Raw genomic sequence first — 16952 nt, 5'->3', positions numbered from 1 at the left:
TCCTTTTGGCAAGCGGTTTGTGCGGTCGAAACCCTATTCCTGCACAGGGCTGGGCAGCGGCTCGCCGTGGAAGAAGGCGCGCAGGTTCTCGACGGTCAGGCCGACCATCTGCGGGATGGCGTCCACGGTCGCCCCGGCCAGGTGCGGGCTCAGCACCGTGTTGGGCACGCCTTCCCAGCGGGCGGGCGGGGTCGGCTCTGCCTCGAACACGTCCAGGGCGGCCATGCCCAGCTTGCCGTCCTTCAGGGCGGCGATCATCGCGTCCTCGTCGATCACCGAGCCCCGGGCGACATTGACCAGGCAGCCCTGCGGCCCCAGCGCCTCGATGACGGCGGCTGAAATCAGCCCCTTGTTCTCGGGCGTGGCGCGGCAGGCGACGATCAGCACGTCGCTGTCGCGCGCCAGGGTCATGACGCTGTCGGCGCGCGGCCAGCGGCTTTCCTTGGGGTTGGGGCCCCACCAGGAAACGGTCATGCCGAACGCCTCCAGCCGGCGGGCCGTCGCGTCGCCGATATGGCCCAGCCCCACGACCCCGGCCTTGCGCCCGCGCAGGGAGCGGCGCGAGTGCATCCGGTCGCCCGGCCCCCAGCGGCCGTCGCGCACCCGGCGGTCGCCCTCGACGATCCCGCGCCAGGCGCCGATCAGCAGGCCTACGGCCACGTCGGCCACGTCCTCGGCGTTGACGCCGGTGGAATGGGTGACGGCGATCCCGTGCTGGCGGCACCACGCCATGGGCACGCCGTCATAGCCGGCGCTGACGCAGGCGATCAGGCCCAGGCGCGGCATCTCGGCCAGCATGTCGATGGGCAGCGGCATCTCGCCCGCATGGACGATGGCCTGGACCTTCAGGCCCGGCCCCGACAGGAAGCTCAGCGTGTCGGCGCTGTCCCACAGGCGAACGACCTCATAGGTCGCCTCCAACATGGCCTGCAGCGGCATCAGCATCTCGTGCGAAAGCAGGATGCAGGGCTTTTCCGTCGTCTCGGCCATGGGCGCTCCTCGTTGCGTCTTCTTGTAACGCAACGCTAGAGCGTTAGGGCGGCCTCAGCCAAGATCGGAGTGGATGAACGCCGCGCTTCCGTAGGCGCCGATCAGGTTCACCCCGAACGCCGCGCCGTCCGCCAGGTCCATCAGATAGGCGTCCAGCGCCTTGGCGTAGACGCCGACGCCGGCCTTCTCCGCCTCGGTCAGCAGCCAGCCGACCATGGCCGCCTTGGCCCCGATGCCGCGGTCCCCGCCGTAGCTGGCGAAATAGTCCAGGCGGGTCATGCCGCCGCCGATGTCGGCGTCGAGGATCTGGTCCACGCGGGTCGCCGCCGGCGCCGCGCCGAAGATCGTCGCATAGGCCTTGGACACCGCGTCGTCGAAGCTCAGCGCGCCATAGATCGACAGGAACCCGTCCTTGCCCTCGCCCTGCTTGCCCAGGTTCACCGCGAAGTTGATGTAGCGGTTCTCGACGTTGAAGGCGGTGTAGTAGGCGCTGTTCAGGTGGTTGGCGTTGCCGCCGGCGTTGGTCAGCAGATAGTCCATGCCGCCTTCGCTGGGCGTGGAGCCGACGAAGAACTGATAGGCCAGGGCCGCGACCTTGGTCGTGCCGGCCGCCGCGTCGACGATCTTTTCATAGGCCTGGGCCTGATTGATCTGCCCGGTGGCGACCTGCGTGGTCAGGTTGGTCAGCAGCGCGCGTTCCGCCTCCGACGAAGGGGCGTGGCGCATGATGTTGGCGAAGGCCGCGTCGAGCGAGGCGGTGGGCGCCGCGTTGGCGCCGCCCGCCAGGGCGATGGTGATGTCGCTGAACTGCAGCTTCTCGATGGCTTTCAGCGTGTCGGTCCCATCCGGCGCGCCGCTGCGCAGGTCGCGGATGGTGATCGTGCCGTCGGCCGCCGTGGTCCAGCTGTAGTTGGCCCGCGCGCCCGAATAGACCGCCGTGTCGGTCCCCGCCCCGCCGTCGATGGCGTCGTTTCCGCCGCGGCCTTCCAGCTTGTTGTCGGCCGCGTTGCCGGTGATGGAGTCATTGCCCCCGCCGCCGCGCGCGTTCTCGATCGTCACGCCATAGGCGATGGAGATGTTCTTGGTCATCGACAGGGCGTCGCTGAACGCGCCGGCGTTCAGGTCGATGCGCGAGACCAGGTTGGTCCCCGACAGGTCCAGGGTGTCATTGCCGCCGCCGTCCCAGAGGGTCACGATCGGCTGCTTGGTCAGGCTGAAATCGTAGGACGCCCGGCCCGCCGTGCTGTTGAAGCCATAGACGGTGTCGCCGGTGCGGGTGCTCATGTTCGCGCCGTACATGGCCTGCAGCCCGGCCACGTCGTGCAACAGCAGTGTCGAGCCCGAATAGATGGCGTTGTCGGCGTCGAACAGGAAGTCGGCGCCGGTCTCGGACGCCTGGAAGTACGACATGATCGTGTACTGCCGGCTATCCTGCATGAACGTGGCGTGGTCGGCATAGGTGATCTTGCCGCCATTGGCGTTGTAGTCGCCGGGATGCAGCGCCCCCAGGCCGTGCACGATCTCGTGCATCAGGGCCATGAAGTTGTAGCCGCCGTAGAACCACTTGCGCTCGGCCACCGCGTCCGGGTTCAGCCACACCTCGGCCGACCGCAGGCTGGAGCCGGAACTGCGCCAGCTGGCGTGGCCCCATTCGTAGTCAGCCGCACCGTTGTCGGCGCCGAGGCGGATGCGTCCGATGCTCGCGCCGTCGTCCACCGTCTCGACGAACTTCAGGTTGATGACGTCGGAAATCAGGTCGAACGCCGCGCGGGTGTAGTTGCGCTCCTCGGCGGTCAGGGCCTTGAAGTCCGCGCCAACCGACAGCGGTCCGCTGGTCATGAAGCTGAACTGAACAATCCCGCTCGACCAGCTCAGATTGTTGCGGTCGTAATTGGTGATGATCTTGTCGGTGGACCATACCGGCTTGTTCGCAGCCGCCGCCGACAGGCTTCCGTCCCCCGCCGCGAGGGTCTCATGTGCGGTTACGCCGGCCGCGCAAGCCGCGCAGCCGCATGTCTGCCACTCAGATTCGAAAGCCACTGGCTGCTCCGGACGCCCCTAAGCGTGTCTCACTGGAGCACGCAGAAATCGAGCGTGCCTATACCAAGCTTTCTACAAGATTACACAGCGACCGGATGTAGCAGAAGAGCGCGACTATTTGAAGTAGTGAAGGTTGCTAGAGTAGAGAAACTATCGCTTTGGTTGCTCCAGCCCCTTTTGCAACCCTCCTGCCAATTGGAAGTAGAATTCCTTGCGAGGTAACGGTTAGCGAGAGTTACCGCGCACAACTCTTGCTGGCGAACGCCGCGCGCAGAGCGGAAAAGCTTAGCAATGCGGCATTTGAACGCTGTCGATCTTCAGAACCGCCGCCTGCCGCTCACCGTCTCGAAAAACAGACGGAAATCGCCCATCAGCGACCACAGGGGATAGGTGAAGGTCGCCGGTCGGTTCTTCTCGAAGAAGAAGTGCCCTATCCAGGCGAAGGCGTAGCCGCAGATCAGCGCCGCCACCCCCAGCCGCCAGTCGCGCAGGACCACCGCAGAGATCGCCAGGGCTATGGAGCATCCCGTGCCGATGATGTGCAGCCGCCGGCTGGTCCGGTTCGAGTGCTCATGCACGTAGAAGGGATAGAACTCGCGAAAGCTGCGATAGCGCTCGCCGTCGGCGGGAGTTGGGGCCGCGCCCATGGATCGTTTCCTCGGTCTTGTTTAGGGAAAGGATCGGACATCAACCGCTGATCGGCAAGACATGACCTCCGCCTCCAACAGCGCCCTGCCGACTATCGGCCTGATCGGCGGCATGAGCTGGGAAAGCTCGGCCGAGTACTACCGCATCATCAACCAGCGCACCCGCGAGGCGCTGGGCCAGACCGCCTCGGCCCAATGCCTGATGTGGTCCTTCGACTTCTCCCGCATCGAGGCCCTGCAGCACGACGGCCGCTGGGACGAGCTGACCGACCTGATGATCGACGCCGCCCGGCGGCTGGAGGCCGGCGGCGCGGACTTCCTGGTCATCTGCACCAACACCATGCACCGCATGGCCCCGGCCATCGAGGCGGCGGTGAAGGCGCCGCTGCTCCACATCGCCGACGCCACGGGGATGCGCATCGTCGCCGACGGGCATCGGCGCGTGGGCCTGCTGGGCACCGCCTTCACCATGGAGAAGGACTTCTACAAGGGCCGCCTGGCCGAGCGCTTCGGCCTGGAGGTGATCGTGCCGTGGGAGGAGGACCGCAAGGTCGTCCACGACGTCATCTATCAGGAGCTGATCTGCGGCCGCATCGAGCCGGCCTCGCGCGAGGCCTATCGCCAGATCATCGCCCGCCTCGTCGAGGCCGGCGCCGAGGCGATCATCCTGGGCTGCACCGAGATCATCCTGCTGGTCGGCCAGGAAGACAGCGCGGTGCCGGTCTACGACACGACCAGCATCCACGCTCATGCGGCCTGTGACCGGGCGCTGGGGATGCGAAAGTAGATAAAATCCTCCCCCCCTTGGGGAGGGGGACCGCGAAGCGGTGGAGGGGGCTGAGGCGAGACCTCTGATTCAACAGGGCCCCCTCCGGCCCTCTGGGCCACCTCTCCCTGGGGGAGGATTTGGGGCGCCGCGCCCTAACGCCGCTTCAATCCCCCCAGCACCCCGCGGATCAGCTCCCGCCCAAGCTGGCTGCCGATGGTCCGCAGCATGGACTTGGTGAAGGCCTCGCCCGCCGACTGGCGGTTGGAGCGGCGGGGCGCGGCGCGCGGCCGTTCCTCGCGCTCTTCCACCCGCGCCCTGGGCTTCTGGCTCTTGGCCGCCGCCCCGGCGCGGTCCTGCAGCATTTCGTGCGCCGAGATCCGGTTCATGGGCGTGTCGTACATACCGCGCACCGGGCTGGCCGCCTGCGCCGCGTCACGCTCGAACGGCGTCGCCGGGCCGATGCGAGAATTGGGCGGCCGCACCTTGGTCCGCGCCACCACGGTCGGCGCGCCCTTCTCGTCCAGCACGGAGACCAAGGCCTCGCCCACCCCCAGGTTCTGGATCGCCTCGGCGGTGTCGAAGGCCGGGTTGGGCCGGAAGCTCTCGGCCGCCGCCTTCAGTCCCTTCTGTTCCGACGGCGTATAGGCGCGCAGGGCGTGCTGCACCCGGTTGCCCAACTGCGCCAGCACGCTGTCGGGCACGTCGGCCGGGTTCTGGGTGACGAAATAGATGCCCACGCCCTTGGAGCGGATCAGGCGCACCACCTGCTCGATCTTCTGCAGCAGGGACTTGGGCGCGTCGCGGAACAGCAGGTGCGCCTCGTCGAAGAAGAAGACCAGCTTCGGCTTCTCCGGATCGCCGACCTCCGGCAGCTCCTCGAACAGCTCGCTCATCAGCCACAGCAGGAAGGTGGCGTAGAGCTGCGGGCTGGCGATCAGCTTGTCGGCCGCCAGCACGTTCACATAGCCGCGCCCCTGGGCGTCCGTCCGCATCAGGTCGGCCAGCCGCAGGGCCGGTTCGCCGAAGAACGCCTCGCCGCCCTGGTTGCGCAGGGTCAGCAGCTGCCGTTGCAGCGCCCCCACCGTGGCCGGCGCCACATTGCCGTAGACCTGGCCGATCTCCTTGGCGTTCTCCGCCAGATAGGCCAGCACCGACTGCAGGTCGTCCAGGTCCAGCAGCAGCAGCCCCTCGCGGTCCGCCACCTCGAAGGCGATGTGCAGCACGCCTTCTTGCACCTCGTTCAGGTCGAACAGCCGCGCCAGCAGGGTCGGCCCCATCTCCGAGATGGTCGCCCGGATCGGATGCCCCTTCTCCCCGAACAGATCCCAGAACACCACCGGCGCCGCCGACGGCGACAGGATCAGGCCCATCTCGGCCGCCCGCGCCTGCATCTTCTCGTTCGGTGTGCCGACGGCCGCCACCCCCGACAGGTCGCCTTTGACGTCAGCGGTGAACACCGGCACCCCGGCGTCGGAAAAGCCCTGGGCCAGCACCTGCAGGGTGACGGTCTTCCCCGTCCCCGTGGCGCCGGCGATGATCCCGTGGCGGTTGGCCCGATCGAGGCGCAGGCCCTCCGGCTTGTCCGAAAAGCCGATCATGACGTCGGTCATACGCGTGCTCCCTGGCGTCTGGCGCGGCAGCTTAAACGTCGGGGAGACGAAAGGCGATCAGCCGTGCAGGCGTGATCGCGCCGTGGGCGTCAGGCGCAGGCGTTGGACCGGGCGCTTCAGCCAGCCCGCCAGCCTGGCCTCGACCCGCGCCCAGTCAGGATTGCGCGCCAGATCGCCCAGCGCGCGGTCATAGGCGGCGGCGTCGGTAAAGCGGGCGAACCAGATGAAGGACGGCAGGTTCTCCCGCACCGGCAGACGGGGAAAGGTGTTGGCGCTCCCCTCCGTCATCAGCGGCGCAAAAGGTGCGATCCCCGCCGTCTGCAACACCGGCTCCGCCTCCGACCGGAAGAACCGCAGGAAGGCCGCATCGGCCGGCGCCTTCAGATTGTGGATATGCACCGCCAGGAAGCCGGGACCGTCGCCGGCCGCCTCCACGGGCGCGCGCTGGTCCAGATCGAAGCCTTCTCCCGCCGGCTTCAGCAGCAGGACGTTGTCATTGTCGATCAGGGTGGTGTTGGCCGCCTCGCGGTTCGCCTGCCACACCGCCCCGCCATAGAAGGCCTCCAGCGCCTTGCGCCGCGCTTCCATGTCGGGAAAGCCACGCAGCCAGACGAAGCTATCGGGATCGTCCAGGTTCCGGAACTGGCCGATCACGCTCATCCCCGCCGCCTCCTGCGGCTCGATGAACCGCCCGTCGAACAGGTCGATCAGCACGTCGCGCTTCTCGGGATGCATCACATACTGGCGCAGCTCGACCACCCCGCCGGCCCAAGGCGCGGCCTGGGAGAGGGCCGGGGCCAGGAACGGCGCCGCCAGGCTGGCGGTGAAGGCGCGGCGGTTCATCAAACGGCCTCCGATCGCACGAAATCCATGACCCAGTTAGTCTCCCAGGTCGCGCCGCCATCCAGGGAGAAGGCCTGCGCCCAGCGCGCACTGTTCGCCTTGATCTGCGACCACACATAGCGCGCGCGGATCGGCCGCCCCCCGTCCACATCGTCGCCCTCGAACATCCCGACGCCATTGTCGAACCGCCCATGCACGGGCGCCTGCAGCAGGCCCTCCGCCGGGTTCACCCAATAGATCGACCAGCGTCGCGCCTTCAGGTCGAAGGTCCGCAGGGCGAAGCCGAACGGCTGCCCCTCCCGCCGGTGCTCCTCCACATTGACCACCCCGTCCAGGCGCGGCTCGCAGGTCACGACACCCTTGAACTCCAGCCAGTCGTCGCCGCCCACATGACGCTCCTTCAACCGGCGATGGGTCACGGCCCAGCGGCCGAACAGGAAATCGAAATCGGATGGCATGACGTGTCCCCTTGCGCGGGCTTTCGCCCTTCGCCGACTGACTATCCCGCTATAACTGACATCGAATGTCAGGATTTTCTGCTAGGCTCGAAAAATGCGTGCGAGCCGCCTCCTGTCGATCCTGATGCTGCTGCAGACCCGCGGCCGCATGACCGCCGAGGCGCTGGCGGCGGAGTTCGAGGTTTCCGTCCGCACCATCTATCGCGACATCGACGAACTCAGCGCCACCGGGGCGCCGGTCTATGCCGACCGCGGCCGTCTGGGCGGCTTCGCCCTGCTCGACGGCTATCGCACCCGGCTCACCGGCCTGACAGACGCCGAGGCCGAGACCCTGTTCCTGGGCGGCGTCGCCGGACCGGCCGCCCAGTTGGGCCTCAGCGAGGCCATGGCCGCCAGCCAGCTGAAACTCCTCGCCGCCCTGCCGCCGGAACGCCAGGCCGCGGCCGAGCGCATCGCCGCCCGCTTCCACCTGGACCCGGTCGGCTGGTTCCGCGAGGCCGACAACGCCGAGCGCCTTCCCGCCCTGGCCCAGGCGGTGTGGACCAGCCGCCGCTTGGATGTGCGCTACCACAGTTGGAAAGGGGTGGTGGACCGCCAGCTTGAGCCCCTGGGCCTGATCCTGAAGGCCGGCGTCTGGTATCTGGCCGCCAGCGTCGCCGGAAGCGAGCCGCGCGGCTATCGGGTCGAGAACATCCTCGACATGACCGCGCGCGACGACACCTTCGACCGCCCGGCCAGCTTCGATCTGGAAGCCTTTTGGAAAGCCTTCTCCAGCCGTTTCGAGACGGACATCTACACCGGCGAGGCAAGCCTGCGCGTCACCCAGGAAGGCCTGCGCCGCCTGTCCCACCTGGGCGCGGCCACCGCCGCCGCCGTTCGCGGCAAGACCGCCGGCGCCGGCTGGATCGAGGTCGTGGTTCCCATCGAGTCCGTCGCCCACGCCAGCATCGACTTCCTGCGCCTGGGCGCGGAGGCGGAGGTGTTGTCGCCACCGGAGTTACGCGAGGGCCTGGCGGCGACGTTTCGCAAGCTGGCGCAGACCTACGGCTGATAGCCCGGACCATCCGCGTCCCGCTCCGCCTCGCGCCGCCGGCGCTCGGCCTCCATGTACTTGCGCCACTTGGTGCGCAGCACACCGGGCCGTTCCGGAAAGCGCTCGTTGAGAAACTCGGCCCCCGCCACCCGGTCGGTGCGGAAGGTGCGGAAGTCGGTTCGCAGTTCGCACCAGGCGATCAGCAGCCGCACCGTCTCCATATAGCCCACCGTCACCGGCCATATGGTGCGCTGGGTCGGCCGTCCCTGCTCGTCGCGATAGTCCAGCACGATCTTGCAGCCGGTGCGGATCGAGGTGCGCACCTGCCCCATGTCGATGGAGTCCTGCTGCACGTTCCAGGAGTTGAACGCCCGCCCCGCCGGCTCCAGCACGTGGGGCCTCAAGGTCTCGGGAACGGCGCTGGCGATCTTGGCGATCAGATCCTCAGCCGCGCGGGCCAGGGCCGGGTCGCCGCGCCCCGCCACCCACTGGGCGCCCAGCACGGCGGCCTCGATCTCGTCGGGTGTCAGCATCAAAGGCGGCATGTCGTATCCGTCCTCCAGCACATAGCCCAGGCCCGCCTCGCCCCGGATCGGAGCGCGCTGGCCCATCAGGGCCGCGATGTCGCGATAGACGCTGCGTTTGGACGTCTCCAGCTCCACCGCGATCGCGTCCGCCGTGATCGGCCCGCGGGCCCGGCGGAGGATCTGGATGATCTGGAAAAGGCGTTCGGCGCGTCTCATGGCGGACCTCTAGCTGAGCCATGCTGACAGCATGCTGGCAGCAGGGTGGCGGTAGCAAGTCCCCGTCGGCCGCCGCTTCGGGGCCGTGACGATGGAGGGACCGCGATGATCAAGCTCTATGGCGCCGGCGAAGGCTTCGGCCTGCCCGAATACAGCCCCTATGCCTGCAAGACCGAGGTGCAGCTGCAGATGGCCGGCCTGGCTTACGAGAAGCATCGCTCCCCGCCGCACATGTCGCCCAAGGGTCAGCTGCCCTTCATCGACGACGGCGGCAAGATCGTCGCCGACTCCACCTTCATCCGCGTGCATGTGGAGGAGACTTACGGCATCGACCTCGACGCCAGCCTCACCAACGCCCAGCGCGGCCAGGCCTGGGCCATCGAGCGGATGATCGAGAACCATTTCGGTTGGGTCTGCGCCTGGACGCGCTTCATGATCCCCGAGAACTACGAAAAGGGCCCCGCCCGCTGGTTTGACCACCTGCCCGCCGCGCAGGCCGAGGAGATGCGGGCCATGGTTCTCGACAAAGTCCAGGCCAACCTGATGTCGGTCGGGATCGCCCGTCACACCCCCAACGAGATCCTGGCCATGGGCGACTGGTCGCTGCAGTCCCTGTCGGCGATCCTGGAGTGCCAGCCCTACCTGATGGGCGACCGGCCGTCGGGCGTCGACGCCACGGCGTTCGCCATGCTGGCGGGGCTGATGTCGCCGTTCTTCGACAGCCCCCTTCGCCGCCGGGCCGAGCGGTACGGCAACCTCGTCGCCTATGTCGACCGCATGATGGCCCGGCACTACCCGGACCATCCCTGGGGCGAGCTGCCGATCGCGGCTTAGGGCTAGTGCGGCCAGACTTCCTTCAGCACGGAAACCTGGCCGTTCTTGACCATGATCTCCAGGGACGGGTCCTTCGGGACGCCGGCGGCGAACAGCTCGTAGATCACCGAGCCGTCGGTCTGCTTGCTCTCGATCACCCGCACGGGCTCGACCTTCTTCTCGGCCTTGGCTGCGGCGGCGCGGACCTCGGCCGGGGCGTCGGCCCAGGCGATGTCGCGCTGAATCTCGACGACGCTATAGGCGCCCTCGCCCGTCTGCATGACGTCCAGCTCGATCTCGCCCTTCGGGGTCGTCCCCTCGACGTCGAAGTAGATGCGGCCTTCCCGCTCCTTCTTCTGCGCCTCGGTGATGGTGATGTCGGGGACCGTGCCCTTGACCAGGGCGACCACCGCCGACGGCAGGCCGGCGGGCTTCAGTTCGGTGATCTTGGTGACCGGCGGCTGGGCGTGCGCGACGGCCGTGACCACGGCGCCGGCGCTCAGGGCCAGGATGAAGGGGCGGACTTTCGACATGGGCGCTCCTCGAAGATGAGGCGGGCACAATGGCCCATGGCGGCCCGTCCACCAAGACGTCAAAGGCCCGGCGCTGAACGCCGGGCCTCCAACCTTCCGTCCTTTCGGACGATCAGAACCGGTAGCTGGCCGTCATCCGCACCGAATGCAGCTGCGTCAGGTCCTTGGAGCGGCGCATGTCCGTCCCTGCGCTGTTGACCAACAGGAACGGATTGCCGGCCGGGGCCGGACCGCCGGCCCGCGCCGTCGCGCCCTCATTGTCGAAGTTGCTGTAGAGGTACTCCACGCCCAGCGACACGTCGTCGGTCAGCTTGCGCTCATAGCCGCCCCCGACCTGATAGCCGTTCACCCACTTGTCGTCGTTCGTGACGGTGAAGGTGTTGGCGCGATTGCTGGTGGTGAAGCGGTCGCGCATCTCGGCCCGGGCGACGCCGCCGGTGGCGTACAGCAGGTTGTCGCCCATGGCGTAGCCGGCGCGGGCCCGCAGGGCGCCCCAGCCGTTCAGCTCGCGGCTGAAGGTGTAGAAGGCCGGCGTGGTCGAGAAGCTGGTGACGTCGTCATCCAGGTTCAGGCGGGTGACCTCGGCGACGCCGCCGACCACCCAGTTTCCGAACTGCCAGTCATAGCCGGCGCGGGCGCCGAACTCGAAGTTGCTGTCCTTGTCGCCCGTGCAGCCGGCCCCGCGGGCCGCGCCGCGCGCGACGCCGTCGCAGGAGCCGGGCGAGAAGGCGTCAGCCCCCGCGCCGGTGCGCACCGTGTCGTTGAACTGGCCGTCCAGATTGGTGTCGAACACCAGGCGCTCGCCCTGCGCATTGGCGCGCTGCCCCCAGCCCATCTGGGCGCCCACATAGCCGCCCGACCAGTCGCGGGTCGTCTGGGCGTTGGCGGCGGAACCGGCGGCGACAGCCGCGACGGCGGCGGCGGTGAGGAGGATGTGCTTCATGCGTAACCCGTTTACTGGCCGACGCTTCCCGACGATCGGAAAGGCCGAATGGGGTCCACAACGCACCGCCGCCCGGTTTCGGTGTGGCCCAAATGGCACGGACGCCGATATGCGGACCAAGCTTGAGCGGACGCAAAAGGCCTTGCATTTCAACGCACGGTGAAGCTCAAAGCCTGCAACGACGGGCGATCTGGGCCGTTAAGCAGGCGCCTTCGAACGCGCCCGCCGCGTCTGACTATAAAGTGAGAAGAAATGAGCGTCGCCTTCACGCGGGAAGAGGATCACGAGGCCACGGCCGCCGATCTGCCGGACCGCCCGATCTCCGCCCACGCCAACCTCGTCACCCCTGCGGGCCTGGCCATGATCGAGACCGAACTGGCCGACGCCCGCGCCGCCTACGCCGCCGCCCAGTCGGCCGGCGACGTCAGCAGCGACCGCACCGCCATGGCCCGCGCCACCCGCGACCTGCGCTACTGGTCGGCCCGCCGCGCCAGCGCCCAGCTGGTCGAGCCGACGCCCGACGCTCAGGTCGTCACCTTCGGCGGCCAAGTCACCTTCGACCGCGACGACGGCCGCCGCCAGACCTTCCGCATCGTCGGCGAGGACGAGGCCGATCCGGCCAACGGCGCGGTCTCCTACGTCTCCCCCCTGGCCCAGGCCGTGCTAGGCAAGGCGGTCGGGGACGAGGTGATGGTGGCGGGCTCGGAAGTGGAGATCGTGGCGGTGGGGTAGACGTCTCCTCCCCCGCTTCGCAAGGGAGGAGAGATCAGCCCCCCAGGAACATCCGCACGTTCTTGGCCAGGAACTTGGGGTCGAAGGGCTTGGTCACCGCCCCCTTGCCGCCCATGGCCCGCAGCTCCTGCAGGGTGACCGCGTGCGAGTGGCCGGTGACGAACACCACCGGCGTCTCGGCGTGACCGGGCAGGCGGCGCATCTCCTGCAGCACGGTCAGCCCGTCCATCCCCGGCATCACCAGGTCCAGCAGCACCGCGTCCGGATGATGCCGCGCCAGGATCGTAAGCGCCTCCTCGCCGGACGAGGCGTAGGTCACCGTCATCTCCGGATCCAGCGACAGGGCGGCGTCCGCGAGGTCGTGCATGTCGGGGTCGTCATCGACATAGAGCAGGTTCAGCGGACGCATCACGATCCTCACATTACGCGGAGCGGTCGTCTCAGTATCCACACGCGGACCTGCGGCGCCTAGTCGCTCATCTCGCGTTCATCAAGTTGTCGTAAGGTCGCTTGCAAGTGCAACAGCAAGGCCAGACTCCCATGCGACAGCGTCAACTCCTCGACGCCTTCGTGCTCGAACTGAACAACACGACGGCGGCCCGCGAAGCTTTTGACAGCCTCCCCGCGCCCCTCAAGCCCGGCGCCGAACTGCTGATCCGCCACGACAGCGCCCAGATCGCCACCCCGTCGGCCGACGCGGTCGAATGGCTGAAGACCTACTATTGCAGTCACGGCGGCGAGGCCCTCGCCGCCTAAAGACTAGAGGAGACGGCGAGGCTCTCGCCGCCTAAGGGCGTCTCAATCCCGCTCATCCCCGCCAAGGCGGGGACCCAAGCTGAGATGCCGTATGGATCCCCGCCGTCGCGGGGATGAGCGGCGGTGGGTGCGGTGCCCCCAATTGATCCCACCTTCGACCCAACAAAAAGGGCGACGCCTTTCGGCGCCGCCCTCGTCGGTGTCACGCAGCTGTAGGGGGATCAACTGCTGCAAGAGCTCAACAAGTCTCCGACTCGTACACATTGAGGGAAGGCGGCAAGAAAAACAACCTCCAATTGTTTTTCTGTGGTGGGATATCTCGCCGCATGGTCAAGCTTGGAGCAAGACAGCCTCGCCACGGGTTTCCCACGGGTCACGCCGCCGCCAAAGGAGCTCCGTCCGCCATGGCCCAGTCCCAGCCCCCCAAACACGCCCGCGCGCCCCTCGCCATCCAGGCCGTGCAGGCCCAGATGGCCGGCGCCGTCGTTCTGACCTCTCCCGCCATCGGCGCCGACGGCCGCATCGACCCGATCTACAGCGCCGATCAGGACAACCTCTCCCCGCCCCTGGCCTGGAACCGGGTGCTGGAGGCGCGCAGCTTCGCCCTGATCGTCGAGGACCCCGACGCCCCCGGCGACGATCCCTTCGTCCACTGGATGATCTGGGACATTCCCGGCACCGTGACCGAGCTGCACCGCGGGGTGATGGAAGGCCCCTATCCGCAAAGCCCCGTTGGCCCGATCCAGGGCAAGAACGGGCACGGCCACAACGCCTGGTTCGGCCCCCGGCCGCCCGCCGGCCACGGCCTCCACCGCTACCACTTTCAGCTCTTCGCCCTGGCCAAGCCCCTGGGCATGGGCCCCAACACCGCCCTGCCCGACCTGCTCAACGCCCTGAAGGCCAACACCATCGCCAGCGGCGAACTGGTCGGCACGTTCGAGACCAAGGACCCCGCTGACCTCTCCCCGCCCCGAACCTTCGCCGCCCACGACGCCGGGCGGGGTGGGCTGGATGAGGACGACGTGGACCGCCACGCGCCGCATGACGGGGATGGGGTGGTGAGGCGGTAGCGGCTGGCGTAGGCCGCCCGCCCGGCTGAGCTCAGTTCAGCCTGGTTTTGACGATGAGCGAGCCGTCGGCTTGCGGTTGCTCGACCCGCAGGACCTGGCGCGTGATCTTGTCGACAAAGAAGCGGCTGGCGGGAAAGGCGTCCTCGGCCTGGGCGTCGAGCAGGACAAGCCAGCATGCGGCGGCGCGGCGGCCTGGGGCCGGGGCCGAGACCTCGCCCGCCACCGAGACGATGTAGGGTTTCGCCGGGCCGCCGCCGGGATGATAGAACACCATCCGCCCAGACCAGCCCTTCTTGAGGTCGAGAACCTCCATCATCTCAAGGTCGGTCTCGAAGTTGAAGGCTGGCTCCTCCAAAGGCGCCTTGAAGTCCTTGCGCGCGTTGTCGGACATCCGCGCCAAGCCCGTCACGGCGTCGGGCGCGAACTGGAACCCCTCATGGGTGGTCTGGCCGTCGCGAAGCCAATGGCGCTCGTGCGTGAGGGGCGCGAAGCTGTCCGCATCGAACCACGAGTTCAGCTCGAGCTGGTTCTTGCTCGGCGCCGCGGCGGTCCAGAGCTGGGTGACGTGCAGGCGCTTTTGGCCGTCGACGGTCTCGAACTTCACCGTCCGGCGCCACATGTCCATCGGACGCGCCACGCCGTCCTTTTCCAGGCTTCTCAGATAAAGCCGCGTGCCCTCCTTGAGGGTCGCCAATCTCGCCATGGGTCCGCCCGCGGTGATCGCGACCGGCTCGGCGAGGGATGGGCTCGCCGCGGCCATGACGAGGAGGCCGGCCACGACGGCCAGCAAGGACGAGCATTTGGTCGATCGCATAAGCGCTCCGAAGCGGCGAGTTGGCCGAACATTGCCGATCAGCGTTTGGCGAAGCAATAGCGGCCGGCGCGACCGCCGCGCTCGCGGGGCCGAGTGGGCGTCGGCCCAAGGAAAAAGGGCGGCTCTTTCGAACCGCCCTTCCGATCTCGCCTAGCTGTCCAGGAAGCTGCGCAGCTTGCGGCTGCGGCTCGGGTGCTTCAGCTTGCGCAGCGCCTTCGCCTCGATCTGACGGATGCGTTCGCGGGTCACGCTGAACTGCTGGCCGACCTCTTCGAGGGTGTGGTCGGTGTTCATGCCGATGCCGAAGCGCATGCGCAGGACGCGTTCCTCGCGCGGCGTCAGGGACGCCAGCACGCGGGTGGTGGTCTCGCGCAGGTTGCTCTGGATCGCCGCGTCGATGGGCAGGACGGCGTTCTTGTCCTCGATGAAGTCGCCCAGGTGGCTGTCCTCCTCGTCCCCGATCGGGGTTTCGAGCGAGATCGGCTCCTTGGCGATCTTCAGGACCTTGCGGACCTTTTCCAGCGGCATGGCCAGCTTTTCGGCCAGCTCTTCCGGGGTCGGCTCGCGGCCGATCTCGTGCAGCATCTGGCGGCTGGTGCGGACGATCTTGTTGATCGTCTCGATCATGTGCACCGGGATACGGATGGTTCGCGCCTGGTCGGCGATCGAGCGGGTGATCGCCTGACGGATCCACCAGGTGGCGTAGGTCGAGAACTTGTAACCGCGGCGGTATTCGAACTTATCGACGGCCTTCATCAGGCCGATGTTGCCCTCCTGGATGAGGTCCAGAAACTGCAGGCCGCGGTTGGTGTACTTCTTGGCGATGGAGATCACGAGGCGCAGGTTGGCCTCGACCATTTCCTTCTTGGCCTGACGGGCCTCGCGCTCGCCCTTCTGGACGGTCTGGACGATGCGGCGATAGTCGTCGATCGGCACGCCGGTCTCGGTGGCCAGGGCCGCGATCTCCTGGCGGATGTCGCCGATCTGGCCGCCGTCGTTCTCGCTGAACTTGGTCCAGCGCACGCCCATGGTCTTGACCGTCTCGGTCCAGTTCGGATTCAGCTCCTGGCCGAAATAGGCCTTCAGGAACTCCGAGCGGCTGATGCCGTAGCTGTCGGCCAGGCGCAGCAGGCGGCCTTCCAGGCCCACCAGGCGCTTGTTGATCGCATAGAGCTGGTCGACCAGGGCCTCGATGCGGTTGTTGTTCAGCTTCAGCGTCTTCAGCTTGGTGACGATGGCGCTGTTGGCGGCCTCGTACGCCTTGCGGTCGCCGGCCGACAGGTCCTCGCCGCGCAGGCGCTGTTCGACCAGCTTCTCCTGTAGGCGGCGGAAGCCGTCGAAGTCGCCGGCGATGGCGTCCAGGGTCGCCATGACGCCTTCGCGCAGTTCGCCTTCCATGGCGCTGACGGTCGGGCCGGCGCCATCGTCGAAGTCGTCCTCGTCCTCGGCGCCCTCGGCCGCCGGTTCAGCGCCTTCCTCGGCGGGCTCGGCCTGTTCGCCGCCTTCGCCGACGGCCGCCGCGCCCTCGGGCGGGCCGCCGTTCAGGGCGACATAGGTGCCGTCCAGGTCGATCACTTCGCGCAGCAGGATGCGGCCGCTGCCCAGTTCCTCGCGCCACACCATGATGGCTTCGAAGGTCAGGGCGCTTTCGCACAGGCCGCGGATCATCGTGTCGCGGCCGGCCTCGATACGCTTGGCGATGGCGATTTCGCCCTCGCGCGACAGCAGCTCCACCGAGCCCATCTCGCGCAGGTACATGCGCACGGGGTCGTCGGTGCGGTCGTAGGCGGGCTTGTCGTCGGTGGTGACGACGGCGCTTTCCTCACGGTTGGCGACTTCGCCGCCTTCCTGGGTCTCGGCGTCTTCCTCGGCCTCGACCACGTTGACGCCCATCTCGCTCAGCATGGCGAGGGTGTCTTCGATGGCCTCGGAGGTCACTTCCTCCGACGGCAGCACCTTGTTCAGCTCGTCCATCGTGACGTAGCCGCGGGCTTTCGCCTGCTTGATGAACTTCTTTACGCCGGCGTCCGTGAGGTCGAGAAGCGGACCGTCCTTTTCCGGGGCGTCCGCAGTTTCCGTCTCGGCCGTTTGAGCAGTCATCTAGGTCTCCGAATCCGTCGCCGCGCATATGTGCAATTGCGGCGCCGAAAAAATCTCT

General features: G+C 67.8%; 18 protein-coding genes. 6 read left to right on the top strand and 12 right to left on the bottom strand.

All coding sequences use genetic code 11. The features are described from left to right. Positions 1 to 33 precede the first annotated feature (33 nt). From ABOZ73_RS14485 to ABOZ73_RS14475, 3 genes are all read right to left on the bottom strand, one after another. Entirely contained in the window at positions 34 to 990 is a 957-nt protein-coding gene (locus ABOZ73_RS14485) for a 2-hydroxyacid dehydrogenase (protein ID WP_369058846.1), read from the bottom strand. Between the two features lie 54 nt (positions 991 to 1044). After that, positions 1045 to 3030 carry a M10 family metallopeptidase C-terminal domain-containing protein gene (locus ABOZ73_RS14480; protein ID WP_369058845.1) on the bottom strand — a complete coding sequence of 662 codons (1986 nt, stop codon included), beginning with the start codon at positions 3028 to 3030 and terminating at the stop codon, positions 1045 to 1047. A 317-nt stretch (positions 3031 to 3347) separates the two neighbouring features. After that, a complete protein-coding gene (locus ABOZ73_RS14475) occupies positions 3348 to 3677 on the bottom strand; it encodes an Mpo1-like protein (RefSeq protein ID WP_369058844.1) in 330 nt (109 codons plus the stop codon). A gap of 61 nt (positions 3678 to 3738) precedes the next feature. On the opposite strand from ABOZ73_RS14475, the gene ABOZ73_RS14470 reads away from it, so the two are divergent. Further along, entirely contained in the window at positions 3739 to 4464 is a 726-nt protein-coding gene (locus tag ABOZ73_RS14470; protein ID WP_369058843.1) for an aspartate/glutamate racemase family protein, read from the top strand. A gap of 134 nt (positions 4465 to 4598) precedes the next feature. On the opposite strand, the gene ABOZ73_RS14465 is transcribed toward ABOZ73_RS14470, so the two are convergent. From ABOZ73_RS14465 to ABOZ73_RS14455, 3 genes are read right to left on the bottom strand one after another with little or no spacing between them, the layout of a single operon-like run. After that, positions 4599 to 6056 (bottom strand): helicase HerA-like domain-containing protein, encoded by a 1458-nt coding sequence (locus ABOZ73_RS14465; protein ID WP_369058842.1) that lies wholly within the window; start codon positions 6054 to 6056, stop codon positions 4599 to 4601. Positions 6057 to 6113: 57 nt separating this feature from the next. Then, positions 6114 to 6899 carry an NIPSNAP family protein gene (locus tag ABOZ73_RS14460; protein ID WP_369058841.1) on the bottom strand — a complete coding sequence of 262 codons (786 nt, stop codon included), beginning with the start codon at positions 6897 to 6899 and terminating at the stop codon, positions 6114 to 6116. Then, a complete protein-coding gene (locus ABOZ73_RS14455) occupies positions 6899 to 7357 on the bottom strand; it encodes a DUF1579 domain-containing protein (RefSeq protein WP_369058840.1) in 459 nt (152 codons plus the stop codon). The genes ABOZ73_RS14460 and ABOZ73_RS14455 overlap by 1 nt, the downstream gene beginning before the upstream one ends. A gap of 94 nt (positions 7358 to 7451) precedes the next feature. Here ABOZ73_RS14455 and ABOZ73_RS14450 point away from each other — a divergent pair, with 94 nt between their 5' ends. Beyond that, positions 7452 to 8408: a helix-turn-helix transcriptional regulator gene (locus ABOZ73_RS14450; protein WP_369058839.1), complete on the top strand. Its 957-nt coding sequence runs from the start codon at positions 7452 to 7454 to the stop codon at positions 8406 to 8408. Here ABOZ73_RS14450 and ABOZ73_RS14445 read toward each other — a convergent pair. Continuing rightward, the gene (locus ABOZ73_RS14445) at positions 8399 to 9133 is read right to left on the bottom strand and encodes a helix-turn-helix transcriptional regulator (protein WP_369058838.1); all 735 of its coding nucleotides are present in this window, start codon (positions 9131 to 9133) and stop codon (positions 8399 to 8401) included. The two genes, ABOZ73_RS14450 and ABOZ73_RS14445, sit on opposite strands and share 10 nt — an antisense overlap. A 105-nt stretch (positions 9134 to 9238) precedes the next feature. Between ABOZ73_RS14445 and ABOZ73_RS14440 the strand changes: the two genes are divergently transcribed. Beyond that, positions 9239 to 9967, top strand: a complete 729-nt coding sequence (locus tag ABOZ73_RS14440) for a glutathione S-transferase family protein (protein ID WP_369058837.1) — start codon at positions 9239 to 9241, stop codon at positions 9965 to 9967. 2 nt (positions 9968 to 9969) lie between these two features. Here ABOZ73_RS14440 and ABOZ73_RS14435 read toward each other — a convergent pair whose 3' ends face one another. Beyond that, the gene (locus tag ABOZ73_RS14435; RefSeq protein WP_369058836.1) at positions 9970 to 10479 is read right to left on the bottom strand and encodes a hypothetical protein; all 510 of its coding nucleotides are present in this window, start codon (positions 10477 to 10479) and stop codon (positions 9970 to 9972) included. Between the two features lie 112 nt (positions 10480 to 10591). Then, positions 10592 to 11422, bottom strand: coding sequence for an outer membrane protein (locus ABOZ73_RS14430; RefSeq protein ID WP_369058835.1), 831 nt, complete (start codon positions 11420 to 11422; stop codon positions 10592 to 10594). Between the two features lie 252 nt (positions 11423 to 11674). Between ABOZ73_RS14430 and greA the strand changes: the two genes are divergently transcribed. Further along, positions 11675 to 12154: a transcription elongation factor GreA gene (greA, locus tag ABOZ73_RS14425; RefSeq protein ID WP_369058834.1), complete on the top strand. Its 480-nt coding sequence runs from the start codon at positions 11675 to 11677 to the stop codon at positions 12152 to 12154. A gap of 34 nt (positions 12155 to 12188) precedes the next feature. Here greA and ABOZ73_RS14420 read toward each other — a convergent pair whose 3' ends face one another. Continuing rightward, complete coding sequence (locus ABOZ73_RS14420) at positions 12189 to 12563, bottom strand: response regulator (RefSeq protein ID WP_369058833.1); 375 nt, start codon at positions 12561 to 12563, stop codon at positions 12189 to 12191. 131 nt (positions 12564 to 12694) lie between these two features. Between ABOZ73_RS14420 and ABOZ73_RS14415 the strand changes: the two genes are divergently transcribed. Then, entirely contained in the window at positions 12695 to 12910 is a 216-nt protein-coding gene (locus ABOZ73_RS14415; protein WP_369058832.1) for a hypothetical protein, read from the top strand. Positions 12911 to 13314: 404 nt separating this feature from the next. Continuing rightward, a complete protein-coding gene (locus ABOZ73_RS14410) occupies positions 13315 to 13980 on the top strand; it encodes a YbhB/YbcL family Raf kinase inhibitor-like protein (protein ID WP_369058831.1) in 666 nt (221 codons plus the stop codon). Positions 13981 to 14011: 31 nt separating this feature from the next. Here the strand turns inward: ABOZ73_RS14410 and ABOZ73_RS14405 are convergent, their stop codons facing one another. Both ABOZ73_RS14405 and rpoD read right to left on the bottom strand, forming a co-directional pair. Further along, positions 14012 to 14794: a hypothetical protein gene (locus ABOZ73_RS14405; RefSeq protein ID WP_369058830.1), complete on the bottom strand. Its 783-nt coding sequence runs from the start codon at positions 14792 to 14794 to the stop codon at positions 14012 to 14014. A 150-nt stretch (positions 14795 to 14944) separates the two neighbouring features. After that, positions 14945 to 16894: an RNA polymerase sigma factor RpoD gene (rpoD, locus tag ABOZ73_RS14400; RefSeq protein ID WP_369058829.1), complete on the bottom strand. Its 1950-nt coding sequence runs from the start codon at positions 16892 to 16894 to the stop codon at positions 14945 to 14947. Positions 16895 to 16952 lie beyond the last annotated feature (58 nt).

The organism is Caulobacter sp. 73W (assembly GCF_041021955.1).
In the GTDB taxonomy this organism is placed as follows: Bacteria; Pseudomonadota; Alphaproteobacteria; order Caulobacterales; family Caulobacteraceae; genus Caulobacter.
The sequence above is the reverse complement of the archived record's forward strand: the minus strand, read 5'-3'. Positions and strand labels throughout refer to the sequence as shown.